The organism is Saccharibacillus sp. WB 17, assembly GCF_008634075.2.
Taxonomy (GTDB): domain Bacteria; phylum Bacillota; class Bacilli; order Paenibacillales; family Paenibacillaceae; genus Saccharibacillus; species Saccharibacillus brassicae.
The window spans coordinates 36,124-48,908 of sequence record NZ_VPFK02000029.1; the positions used below are offsets into that span (position 1 = coordinate 36,124).

Genomic DNA, 12,785 nt, shown 5'->3' on the forward strand with positions numbered 1-12,785 from the left:
CCTGCGCGTATTTTTGTTTTTTTACAGCAAACTGCGGCCCAAAGTCTCGTCCGAATCGTCGAAATACGCTTTGACGATCTGCCGGATATTTTCTGCGCTGCCCGATCCCAATCCTTCGATCACCATCCGGTGCTTGTCGGCGATCTCGTTCATCCGCCGCTCGCCCCGCGCGAATTCTTTTTCCGTCGTAAGCAGGATGACCGTCTTCACGATCGGGCGGATACTGCTCCACAGATGCCGGATGCGCGTATGCCCCGCGGCCTCGACGATTCTCTCGTGAAACGAAAAATCCTGCTGGGCGAACTCCACGCAGTCCCCGTGCGCGGCCGCCAGCTTCATCCGGTCGATATGCTGCCCGAGCCGGGCGATCAGCGCTTCGTTATTCTGCGCCGCAAGCCGCTGCTGGGCGAAACTCTCGATCAAATGGCGCACGTCGTACAGTTCCTTGACCGCGCCGAGATCCAGTCCCACCACGACCGCGCCCATCCGCTCCAGCCGGATCAACCCTTCGCCGGCGAGCGTCTTGAGCGCTTCGCGCACCGGCGAGCGGCTGGCGCCGAACATGTCCGCCACGCGGTTCTCCGAGATGACCGCTCCCGGCTCGATCTCTCCGCCGATGATCCGCAGCCGCAGCCGATCCGCTATGGATTCGCCGAGCGAAGCGCCCTGCAGCCAAGCCGAAGGATATTGCATATTGACCGACTCCCCGCTGCCGAATTTTGGCTCAGTCTTCCTTCACGACGGCATGGCCGCCGAATTCGTTGCGCAGCGCCGCGACCACTTTGCCGTGGAACGTATCGTTCTCCAGCGAGCGGTAGCGCATCAGCAGCGACAAAGCGATGACCGGCGTGCTCACTTCGAGATCGAGCGCTTCCTGCACCGTCCATTTGCCTTCGCCGGAACTCTGCATGACGCCGCGGATTTCGTCCAGATTCGGGTCTTTGGAAAAAGCGTTCTGCGTCAGTTCCATGAGCCAGCTGCGGATGACCGAGCCGTTCGACCAGACGCGGGCCACCGCTTCGTGATCGTAATCGAACGCGCTTTTCTCCAGCACTTCGAACCCTTCGCCGATCGCCTGCATCATGCCGTATTCGATGCCGTTATGCACCATTTTGAGATAATGCCCGCTTCCGCTCGGTCCGGTGTACAGATAGCCGTTCTCGACCGCCAGGTCCCGGAACAGCGGCTCGATCGTCGCGAACGCGTCCTTGTCGCCGCCGATCATGAAGCAGCCGCCGTTCTGCGCGCCCGACATGCCGCCGCTCGTGCCCGCGTCGAAGAACAGGATGCCTTTGCGGCCCAGCGTCTCCGAGCGGCGAATCGAATCTTTGTACTGCGAGTTGCCGCCGTCGATAATGATGTCGCCTTCTTCCAGCAGCTCCGACAGTCCTTCCAGCACGCCGTCGACGATCGGTCCGGCCGGGACCATGACCCATACGACGCGCGGTTTCGCCAGCTGCCCGACCAGTTCGGCCACGGATTCCGCGGCGATCGCGCCTTTGCCGGCCAGTTCCCGCCCCGGCTCCGGATTCACGTCGTTTACGACGACCTCGTGCTGGTTCTCCAGCAAGTTCAAGACCAGATTGTATCCCATTTTGCCAAGCCCGATCATTCCGATTTTCATCTGAATCACTCCTCCTGTATACCTGTATACAACTGATGTCCGTATTTTAACCCTTTTGCCTTGAATTTGTAAAGAAAACAGGACGGTTCCCGCTGCCGGGACACCGTCCTGCTTATCCATGCGCGGGGTTGGCAGTCGTTTAGGACAACTTTTCGCCTTTGCCGCTCAAAATTTTCATGATGCCGTTCTCATAGCCGACCTGGTACACGGACCGATACGTGGAGTACACTGTCCCCGAGTCCGTGATTTCTTCGGCGGTGATAAAGATCGTCACTTCCGTATTCCCGTCGACCGGCGCCGAATCGATCGAATTGATCACGACGGAGAGCGTATTCGTATAGCCGTTCGCGAAATCCGCATAACCGGTCCCTTTTTGCCAACGACTGCCCAGCAGCGCGTACGCTCCGCCGTAATTCCAGCCCGACAGCTCGTCGTAAAAAGCTTGCACGGTATATTCCGCCTGATCCTGCGCCGCTGCCTGTTCGATGGCCCGATTCTCGGCTGCCGCTTGCGCAGCCGCTTCGGCCGCCACCCTCGCTTCTTCTTCCGCGCGGCGCTGCTCTTCGGCTTCCGCTTTGTCCGCCTCGCGGCGCTCCTCCTCGGCCCGCTCTTCGGTCTCGATCCGGCCGTTCAGTTCGAGCAGCGCGGTATTCGCCGACGCGTACCCGAGCGCCGTCTCCACGATTGTGGCAGCGGAAGAGTAATTGTGTTCCCGCAGCATGCTCTCCGCCTGCGCGGAGCTGACGGAGACGATCTTGTCGACGATCCGCTCGCGCATATCGCGCGCTTCGGCGGTATCCGCTTCTCCGACGCCGCCGAGCAGCGCGATCAGCGCTTCCGCGTCGCCTGACGCTTCAAGCTGCTGCTCGGCGCGCAGCAGTTCCAGCCGGCCGCGCTGCGCGGCGGCGGCGTCCCGCTCGCGCTTGAGCAGTTCGCCCGGGCGTGTGCCAAGCTCCGCTTCAAGCCCGTCCAGGCTCTGCTCCGCCGCCTCCAGCTCGCGGCCGTCCAGCCGGGCGGCGACCTGCTCCAGCTCGCCCTGCGCACGAAGCGCCGCATGGAGCGATTCCGCGTCCGCGGCGATCGACGCGTCTTCGGGACGCAGCTCGGCGGCTTCCGCGAGCCGATCGAGCGCGGCGGAATAATCGCCGCCCTGCGCCAGTTCGCCCGCCAGCGCTTCGAGCTGCGCGGCCTGCCGGTCGATGCCGGCCCGGTACTGGTTCCAGCCGTACCAACCGCCGGCCACGAGCACGATCAGGCTGAGCAGCGCAAGCAGCGAACCGTAACGCGCGGCAAACGTCGGCTTCGGTTCGGGATAGCGGTAGCCGCTGCCGCTGCCGGGCGGATCGCTGCGCGTCAGCAGCACCGACGGCAGTTCGCCGGCGGCCGGGTTGGGGGCCGGGGCGGAGACCGCTTGGGAGGCCGGGGCGGACGGGTTGAGGGCCGTGTCGGGGGCTGGCGGAGCGGCTGATTGGGCGGCCGGTTCCGGCGTTGACCGGGACGTTGGTTGGGGTGTCGGTTCCGAAGCCGCTGGCTGCGCGGCCGGGTCGGGTATCGATTGGGTCGTTTGTTCAGGCGTCGATTCGCTTGCCGCCCGGGCCTGCGTTGGAGCCGGCGGCGCGGACGGCTGCGGCTCCTGCTTGATCAGGCGCGTGCCGCAGGCGGCACAGTACGCCGCCTCTTCCGGCTGCTTCGCTCCGCATTTCGTGCAGTACATCGTAGATCCCTCCTGCAAATAGGCATTTCGTATGAGTAAATAAGGAACAAGCAGGGGCGCAAGACCTCTTTGCTTGTTCGGCTGCTCATAATGTAGCATAATTTATGAGCTTTTAGGGTGACATTTCCTTAAAGGCAAAGAAATATCAAACTTTGCGGATCGCTGCTGCGTTTACTTCAGGGTTCCACAGTCTCGCAAACTCGCATCCGTCCCATACCCGATCCAAATTAAGTGCCTGAGAACACTTATTTTCGCCAAACCGTCTTCAATATCACGAATAACTGCATAGATGCATCTATTTTGCGGAAAAGAGCAGCTTTGGATACCTATATGCCGAAATAACGGTTCTCTCGCAGTTATTTTGTACAGAGCAGACCATCAGACCGAAATAACTGCCCCCACGCCGTTATTTTGCCCAGAACGGACCGACAGAAGGCGATCGCTGCCTTCCTGCCGCCCATTCGATAGAAAACAGGCACAAGGATGAAGCTTACGCGCAAGCCGCGAACCCGAACAGGAGGAGAAATTCGATGACAGCCTTACCGACGCATTACGGAACGTACGAGATCCCTTCGCTTATTCGGCAGTTGTTCGAGTTGGAACAGGAACTGCAGCAGGAAGATTTATCGCTGGACCGCGCTTTTCCGTGCATGCTGATCGAAGACGATTTCCGGTATTCTTTTACACCGCTTGATGTGATCCCTCTGGCCAGCACCGGCATGGACGGGATTCACTACGGATTGCTGACCGATTTCGGCCTGGCTCCGGATTTGGATCAAGCCTGGATCGTAACCGTATCGCCGATGGACTCCGATTGTCCCATCCGGCCGGTCGCCGCCAATTTGCTCGATTGGCTGCGGGCCATGTATACGGATGCCGATGCCCTGATCAACGCGTTCGAACACGGCGCAGACTATCGGGAATATGTCCGTACCCGGGAACCGCATGAACCGGACGAAGAAGCATCCGAGATCCGACGCCGTCTGGCGGAACGGTTCGGGATTATACCGATCACAGATATGGGCGCGTATCTGGACGAGATGCGAGAGCAGCGAAAACAGGCGGTCGACCGGGAGACGGAAGATGGAGTCGGCGTCGTGTCGACGCAGCGGACAGCAGATCTCGGCGGACAGGCCGCGGCAGGTCGGATTGTTCGCGCCGGCGATTCAAGTGATCCGGTGATCCTTGCCGAAGATCAGGGTGATCCGGTAATCCGTGCCGACGATCCGGCTGCTTCCGGCATGGAACACCTTTCGCCGACTGCGCTGCCTGCACTCGACCGGGATTTTGACTGGGGCGAGAGAAGAGAAGAAATCCAATCGTTCTGGGCACAGGCTTCTTCGGATGACAAACACGTGTTTTTGCGAAATGCCCAGTTGTATTCAATTTTCCAGCAGCCGTCCTGTCTGGAGTGGTTTATGGATCGGCTGAAACGGGACGGCCTGCCCGAGTATGCGGCGAACCTCGGTTCTTCGTTTGAATATATGCTTGAGCCGCAGGCGCAAGCATCGCATACGTCCGTCATCATGTGGAGCAGCGAATCGGCGTCGTACGGGGATGAACAGGACGATTAAACGCATAACCGCTTTCCGATCATCAATTTTCCGTATTAAAAAAGCTTCTCTCGACCGGCTTCGCTGCCGGAAGAAAGAAGCTTTTTGACGAGCTGTTTACTTGGGGTTCGCTTGCTTCTCGCCGACCCCCCGCCGGTTCGGCGTCACTTCTTGAACTTCCACTGCTGCGCCCGATTGTCCGGGTCGTATTCGGTCAGAATCGGCTTGCCGCCGCTGCCCGAGGTGAGCGCCAGGCCGTTCGCCGCGTTCAGCAGGAAGGTCTGTCCGCCTTTTTTGCGAACGATCCAGCGCTGGTTGTCGTAGCCGAGATAATCGTATAGTTGCAGCGTGCCGCGCCCGATATCGAGATCGAGCGCCTGCCCGGCGGGCGTGCGCAGCGATACCGAGCCTGCGGCGTCGCCGGTCGGCACGGCTGTCCAGAGCGGAGCGGTCTTCGGCTCCGACTGCTGGAGCCCGACGGCCGAACCGCGGGCGGCGCCCGCCGGCGCAAGCGCCAGAGCGGATTCGCGGTTGATCAGCGCGAAGCGGTCCAGCTTGGCGGCCGAAGTCCGCGTGAGGCGCACGTTCTGGAACGAAGCCCGGCCGCCGAAAGCATGCAGGCCGACCTGTCCGGTCGCAAACGTGCCGTCCCGCACGTCGAGCACCGGCTGGCCGTCCAGCCAGGCGCGGATACGCGGGCCTTTGGCCTGGACTTTGAGGGCATACGTGCCGCCGGACACGATCGGGGCCGGGAAGCTGCCGAGCACCTGCCGCTCCGCGAAGCTGCCGTTGATCTTGTAGAACAGCCGGACCGCGTCCATGTTCGGGTCCAGATTGAGATAATAGCCGCTGCCGCCGGCAGCGTCCGCGCGAAACAGCAGCGAAGCCGCGCCGCCTCCGTCACCCAGCTTCACGGTCGCTTCATATATGAAGTCGCCCGCGGTCCGCTTGGACATGGCCGTCGTATCGCCGCTGTAACTGCCGCGCAGGCCGTTTTCCGCGACGATCCACGCAGCCGCCGACGGAGCACGATCCAACGGACCGAGATTCGTCGCGAACTCGCCTCCGTGCACGACGACGGTCACGCTTGCAGCCGCTCCGCTTGGAGCCGAGACGGTCACCGCCGCTTCGCCCGGAGCGACGGAGCGAAGCACGGCCGATCTATCCGGCCCCGCCGTCACCGACAAGACCGAAGGGTCGGAACTGCTCCAGTTCAGGGGCGCTTCGGCGGACGAAGACGTGCGCGCAGCGGCCGACAGGGTGCGGACTTCGTTCAGCCCCATATCCACCTGCGCCGTGTCGAGCACGAGTTCGCCGCCGGCCTGCTTGGTCCAGACCGAATCGAGCGCGTAGACGTTCAGCGAACGGATCCGCACTTCGCCGCCCTCGGCGTAGAAGCTCATGCCGCGGCGCGCCGCGTCCGGGAAGATCAAGTCGGAGAAGACGACTTGTCCGTCGTCCGCGAACACCTCGACCGACGATTCGTCCACGAAGATGCGCAGCTTGACCGTCCCGTTGTCCGGTCGGAGTTCGGCTTCCTGGCGCAGGTCAAACAGCGGCGAGAAATCGGTCGTGCCCGAAGCGGAACGGTCGACCGACAGCTTGCTTTCGTCTACGGAATACGCGATATCCGTATGCTGCCCGCCTCCTTCGCGGACGCGGAAGCCGAACGAATCCGCCGCCGCCCCGCCCGCAGGCAGCTCAAGCTCGGCTTCGATCTCGTACGCGCCGGCGGACAATCCCTGCAGCGGATTCGGCGAACCGGCCGATACGGTCGTCTCGCCGATCGTGCGCAGTTCGCGGCGCAGACCGTCCAATTCGCCGATCGGCCGCTGAACGAGGCGCACCCCTTCCGCCGTGCGGGTCAGCGACAGCTCTCGCGGCAGGCTCAGCACGCCTTTCCAGCCGATCGTCGGGAAAGCGAACGGATAATCCCAATTCGTCATCCACGCCATCGTAACGACCCGGCCGTCCGGCGCCTCGGCGAACGAAGACGACGCGTAGAACTCTTTGCCCCAATCGGTCTTGAGCACCTGCCCGGCAGCGTTATCGTTGACGAATTTGCCGTCATCCGTCAGCTGCCCGACGAAATATTCGGCGTCCGAGCCTTCGGTCGCCGGATTGGCGCCCGTGCTGATCATGAGCACCCAGCGGATCTCGCCGGTGCCGTCCACCGGCAGCGGGAACAGGTCGGGACATTCCCAGACTCCGCCGCGCACGTAATCGCCGTAGCCGAAATTGTCCGTCAGCGTCCAGTCGGTCAGATTCTTCGAAGTGAAGAACCGGATATGGTCGCCGCCCGACACGACCATGACCCAGCGGTCGCGGGCTTCGTCCCGGACGATTTTGGGATCACGAAAATCCCAGTTCCCCGGATCATCGCCGTTCTTGCCCGGGTTCTCGATCACGATCGGGCGCTCCTGCGGGTAATGCCACGTCCGGCCGCGGTCGGAACTGTAGGCGATCCCGATCCGCTGGTTGCCGCCCGGCGCTTCGGGATTATAGGACGTGTAATACGCGATCAGGCCGCCGCCGTCCGGCGAGCCGTCGAACAAGCCGGAGACGTTATCCGGATCGGCGATCGCGGAACCGGACCAGATATGGCCGAGACCGTTCCATTCCAGCGCCAGCGGCAGGCTTTTCCAATGCAGCATGTCGGAGCTGACCGCATGCGCCCAACGTCCGCCGTCCTGATGGAACAGATGGTATTCGCCTTGATAAAAAATCATGCCGTTGGGATCGCTGGCCGAACCGCGCGGCGGCGAATAATGGTAAGCGGGGCGATAGGGTTCTCCGTAATACTCCGGCGTCGGCGTCATGTATGTATCCTGGAAAACGGCCGTGCCGCGAATTACCGTCAATCCGGCGGACTGTCCGCCGGGCTGAACGCCGGACGGCATCCCGCCGGCTTCGAGCGCCGCTTCCGCATAGCCGTCGACGTGCAGGCTGGCCCGGCCGTCTTCGACGACGATCTCCAGCCGATGCTTGACGCCGTCTTCGCTCGGATACGTGACGGACGATTCGGCGAGTTCGGCTCCGCCCGGCCCGATCAGCCGGGCCCGCACGCGGCCCTGCTCCCGCTCCAGCAGCGCCGCGTAGCCGCCCGTCCCGTCGCTGCCGGCGAGAAAGACCAGTCCGGCGGACATATCCGCCGAACCGGGCGACAGATCGCCTGTAAATACGAGACGGTCGGCAGCGGATGTCGCATACATCTTCGCCGCGGCGGAGCCGCCTGACGCCGTTCCCCGGATGCCGCGGTCGTCGGCGGTCCAGCTTCCTTCACTGATGATAGCGCTATCAAAATTAGAGTTCCAAATCGGTTCCTGCGCGGCCGTCGGCGCCGCTTCGGCTGCTTCCGCCCGAAGCCCGCCTGTCGGCAGCACGCCCAGCAGCAGCACCGCGCACAGCAGCGAAAAAGCCGTTTTTTTCGTATTCATGACATATCCCTCCCTGAATGGGTTCTTGTAAGATCGGTAAGACCGTTTGCCTTTCCTGCCAAATTCGCCCGCCGACGAAGCGTATGTCCGTCGGCGGGCGTTGGAAGGATGAATATCCGGATAAGCGATGAATAAGGACTTTAGCGGCGTGACGAATTTAAACGCCCGACAGACTTGTATCTCCGAGCCCGGACCGGGACTGTTCCAGCGCCCGGATGCCCAGCGCCAGCGCGCCGCGCAGGCCGGACTGCGTGCCGAGTCCCGGCGCGACGATATACTCGCCCAGCCCTTCGGCAAGTTCCGACGCCGCGACGTAGCCGTTCAGGCTCGCCGCCGCGCGCTGCCGGATCAGCGGCAGCAGATGCTCCTGCTGCATGACGCCCCCGCCGAGAATGATCCGGCGCGGCGACAGCAGCAGAACCGCCGCCGCGATCGACTCGGCGATATAATGCGCTTCGATCTCCCACGCGGGATGATCCGCGGCCAGTTCATGTCCGGGAACGCCCCAGCGCGCCTGAAGCGCGGGACCGGCCGCCATCCCTTCCAGGCAGTCGCCGTGGTACGGGCAGCAGCCGGCGAACGTATCGTCCGGATGCCGGCGCAGCCGCAGATGCCCGCCTTCGGGATGCAGCAGGCCGTGCAGCAGCCGCCCTTCGGCATACACGCCGACGCCGACGCCCGTACCGATCGTGTAATACACGCAGCTGTCCAGGCCGCGGGCGGCGCCCCAGATCGCTTCGCCGTAAGCGGCGGCGTTCACGTCGGTATCCCAGCCGTACGGCACGTCGAAGGAGCGGCGCAGCGTGCCGAGAAAGTCGAAGTTCGCCCAGCCCGCTTTGGGCGTCGTCGTGACGAATCCGTACGTGGCGCTGCCCGGGCGCAGATCGATCGGCCCAAACGAGCCGACCCCGATCGCCTGCACGCCGCGGCCGGCGAAATAATCGATCGCCTGCGCAAGCGTCTCTTCCGGCGGACCGGTCGGGAAGCTGATCCGGTCGTGAATCTCGCCGTCCATACTTCCGATGCCGCAGACGAACTTGGTGCCGCCGGCTTCGATCGCCCCGACCCGTACGGAATCCAGTGCGGAATCCAATACGGAATCGCCGAGATGCGGCGTCTGTTCGTTATCTCTCCCGATCATAATTCACGCCTCCCCGTGCGAGCCTGCAATCCGGCTGATCCGCACGAAGCGAAATACCGTGGACTCGTCGCCCGCGAAGACCGACAGCCGGTCCGACTGCCCACTTGGGAAGATCAGGTCCGTCATGACGAGGCGACCGCCGCCTTCGAACACTTCGACCGAAGACCGGTCGACGAAAATCCGCAGCTCCGTCTCCGACCCGGCCCCAAGCTGTACGCCTGTCTTCGTCTCCGACGCAGCTCCTGCGCTGTCCGCAGCCTGCATGGCTGCAGCGCCCGATTCGCGCTGCATGCCCGCTCCGCTGCCCGGCTGCGCCGTACGCGCCGCATGTCTTCCCGCGAAGTCCGCGTGGAAGCCGCACTCGCCCGACTGCGTACGGTCGATGTACAGCTCGCCGGCTTCCGCGTCGAAGCCGACCGGCGTTCCGCAGCTGTCGCCTTCGCGCAGCACGAACCCGAACGAGCGTCCGCTTTCGGCCCGGACTTCCAGCTCGTAGCTTCCCAGCCGCAGCGGCTCAAGCGCAAGGCGCAGCTCGGCCAGCGTCACGTCCGCAAGTTCCAGCACCGGCACGCGCGCTTCTTCCAGTTCCCGCGCCGGACGCTGCATCAGCGTCTCGGCGCCGTCCACCGTCTCAAGCGTCAGCTCCCGCGCGAGGGTCATCGCGCCGCGCCAGCCGTCGGTCGGCGTCTGGTTCGCATAGCGCCAGTTGCTCATCCAGCCGAGGTACAGCCGTCTGCCGTCTTCGTCCGGAATGTCCGACCAGCTGACGCCGGCATAGTTGTCGCGGCCGTGATCGAGCCAGCGCACCTGCTGCGAAGCTTCGTCCGGAGTGAACGTCTCGCCGTCGAACCCGCCGACGAAATACTGCGTCCGCGAACCTTCCGTTCCGCTTCCCCCGTCGCCGATACTGACCAGCATCACCCAGCGGCTCTTGGCAGGGTCACCATCGACGTGCAGCTCGAACAGATCCGGGCATTCCCATACGCCGTCATGCGAACCGATGCCCTGACCAAAATCACTGGTCCACGTCCACTGCTTGAGATCGGGCGAGCGGTACAGCGAGACGATCTGCCCGCAGGCGACGACCATGATCCACTGTCCGCTCGGTTCGTGCCGGAACACTTTGGGATCGCGGAAATCGGGCAGGTCGGCGCGTTCAAGCACCGGATTGCCTGCGTATTTGATCCAGGTGCGGCCTTTGTCCGTGCTGTAAGCGAGACTCTGGGTCTGCACGACCGGCGCATCCGGGCGTTCCAGATGATGGGTGAAGATCGCGACCAGACCCGGTTCGTCCGGGAAAAATCCGGTCGTATTCTGCCAGTCCACTACGGCGCTGCCCGAGAAAATCGTGCCGTGCTCGTCGGGTTCCAGCGCGATCGGCAGTTCTTCCCAACGGATCAGGTCACGCGTGACCGCATGTCCCCAATGCATCGGGCCCCATGTATCGCCAAACGGATGATGCTGGAAAAACAAATGGTATTCGCCGTCGAAAAACACCATGCCGTTGGGATCGTTCATCCACTTTTCTTTTGGGGAAAAATGGTACTCGCCCCGATGGTCGGGCTTGGTTGCTTGCATCGTCATTGTCTGTCCGCCTCCTGTGCCTTCTATATATACGTCGATTTTTGCGTTCATTGTTACGTCAATGTCCGGGCTGCCCGCGTGGTTCCGAATAGATTCAGGATTTCACGACGCTGCGATCGTAGCCGTCCTGCCGAATCTTGAGCCATTCCTGCAGGCCGAGCCGATCGAGTTCCGCCAGGTAGGCGTCCCATTCGCTGTCGGCTTTGCCGTTCTGGTACCATTCCGTGCGTTTGCGCAGCATGTACGGGAACAGGTCGGCTTCGATCGTGGAGAGCCGGTCCAGTTCTTCGATGCTGAAAAAGACGTTCGGATACGTGTTCTCCGCCTTCATATGCGGAACGAGCACTTTCTCCATGAGGTCCATCCGCCATTTGGCGTCGTCCGGCATCGTCGTGTATTTGCCGAAGTATTCGTCGAGAATCGCGAGCGGTCCGCCGATGCTCGTCTTCTGGCGCAGTTCGACCGGCGCGGAGCCTTCGAGCGGCAGATGCTTCAGCATTTTTTTGGCTTCGTCGAATTCGAAAATGTTCTGCTGGGTCTCGTCGCCGTAAGTGCCCCAGTTGTTCTGCACGGATTGGATCGGATCGTAGAGCTGATCGACCCATTTCGCCGTCGTGTCCAACTGCTTGTTCGTGCTGGTCACGACCATCGAGCCGCGGAAAAAGCCCATGCCGTTATTGCGCGTGACGTTGACTTCGCCGCTCGGTCCGGCAACCGGAGGCATCAGGTCGTATTTGTCGTTCATGCCGGTAATGTTCGCTTTGTCCCATGTGAAATACAGGCCGTAACGGTCGTCTTTGCCTTTGGCGACATACGTATTCCAGTCCTGCTGGAACGATTCGATATCGACCAGCTTGTTTTTGTACAGATCGTACACGTAATTGACCGCGTCTTTGTAGCCGGGCTCCGTGCCGGTGAACACCACTTTGCCTTCGTCGGTCACGACCAGATGCTCGGGATTTTCGCCCAGGCCGAACGCGGCGAACAGGAACGTCAGGTTCTCGCCGCCCGGCTTGTCGATAAACGACAGCGGAATCTCGTCGGCTTTGCCGTTGCCGTTCGGGTCCTGCGTCTTGAACGCGGTCAGCACGTCTTTGAGTTCGCCCGTCGTCTTCGGCATCTCAAGTCCCAGTTTCTTCAGCCATTCCACGTTGATCCACGGCATATCGTCAACCGACTGGATACGCTCTTTGCCCGAACCCAATTCCTCGATCCACGGGAACGCATAGATATGGCCGTCCGGCGCGGTAATCATCGAGCGATATTCCGGGTGTTCGTCGAGCACTTTTTTGAAATTCGGCATCTGCTGGTCGATCACGTCTTCCAGCGGCACGATCGCTCCGTCCTTGGCCAGCTTGAGCAGGTCGTAATCGCTGTACTCCGCGGCGAAAATGGCATCCGGCAGATCGCCGCTGGCCATCGCCAGATTGCGCTTCTCCGCGAACACGTCGCTCGTGTAGCTGGTCCAGTCGATATGCACGCCGGTCTTCTCTTCCAGCCGCTTGACAACGAGTTTCTCGTTCGGATCGGCCGGCGCGAGCGGGGAACTTGAAGTCAGCACGCGCAAAATCGGTTTGCCGTCGGCGGTCTGCTGCGGCTCGGACGAACCGCCTCCGCAGGCGGTCACAAGCAGCACGGTAGACAGGGCGGACGCGGAGAGCGCTTTTTTCCAATGCGGCAGACGAAGCTTTTTCATAGGGGGATTCCTCCTTGGGATGATGAACCTCGGTGA

Annotated in this window: 8 protein-coding genes; 1 reads left to right on the forward strand and 7 read right to left on the reverse strand. The window is 62.2% G+C overall.

The genetic code is table 11. The annotated features are described in order from the left end of the window. Positions 1–21 precede the first annotated feature (21 nt). From FTE24_RS15985 to FTE24_RS15995, 3 genes are all read right to left on the reverse strand, one after another. Positions 22–693, reverse strand: coding sequence for a GntR family transcriptional regulator (locus FTE24_RS15985; protein ID WP_150232051.1), 672 nt, complete (start codon positions 691–693; stop codon positions 22–24). A 31-nt stretch (positions 694–724) separates the two neighbouring features. Continuing rightward, a complete protein-coding gene (gnd, locus tag FTE24_RS15990; protein WP_141448669.1) occupies positions 725–1,624 on the reverse strand; it encodes a phosphogluconate dehydrogenase (NAD(+)-dependent, decarboxylating) in 900 nt (299 codons plus the stop codon). Positions 1,625–1,763: 139 nt separating this feature from the next. Next, positions 1,764–3,338 carry a zinc ribbon domain-containing protein gene (locus tag FTE24_RS15995; RefSeq protein WP_150232053.1) on the reverse strand — a complete coding sequence of 525 codons (1,575 nt, stop codon included), beginning with the start codon at positions 3,336–3,338 and terminating at the stop codon, positions 1,764–1,766. A 530-nt stretch (positions 3,339–3,868) separates the two neighbouring features. Here FTE24_RS15995 and FTE24_RS16000 point away from each other — a divergent pair. Then, positions 3,869–4,912, forward strand: coding sequence for a hypothetical protein (locus FTE24_RS16000; RefSeq protein ID WP_150232055.1), 1,044 nt, complete (start codon positions 3,869–3,871; stop codon positions 4,910–4,912). 143 nt (positions 4,913–5,055) lie between these two features. Here FTE24_RS16000 and FTE24_RS16005 read toward each other — a convergent pair whose 3' ends face one another. From FTE24_RS16005 to FTE24_RS16020, 4 genes are all read right to left on the reverse strand, one after another. Further along, positions 5,056–8,328, reverse strand: coding sequence for a GH32 C-terminal domain-containing protein (locus FTE24_RS16005; RefSeq protein ID WP_150232057.1), 3,273 nt, complete (start codon positions 8,326–8,328; stop codon positions 5,056–5,058). A 157-nt stretch (positions 8,329–8,485) separates the two neighbouring features. After that, positions 8,486–9,469, reverse strand: a complete 984-nt coding sequence (locus tag FTE24_RS16010) for an ROK family protein (RefSeq protein ID WP_150232059.1) — start codon at positions 9,467–9,469, stop codon at positions 8,486–8,488. Between the two features lie 3 nt (positions 9,470–9,472). Next, positions 9,473–11,047, reverse strand: a complete 1,575-nt coding sequence (locus tag FTE24_RS16015; RefSeq protein ID WP_415663183.1) for a glycoside hydrolase family 32 protein — start codon at positions 11,045–11,047, stop codon at positions 9,473–9,475. Positions 11,048–11,147: 100 nt separating this feature from the next. Further along, positions 11,148–12,749, reverse strand: a complete 1,602-nt coding sequence (locus FTE24_RS16020; RefSeq protein ID WP_150232063.1) for an ABC transporter substrate-binding protein — start codon at positions 12,747–12,749, stop codon at positions 11,148–11,150. Between the last annotated feature and the right edge of the window lie 36 nt (positions 12,750–12,785).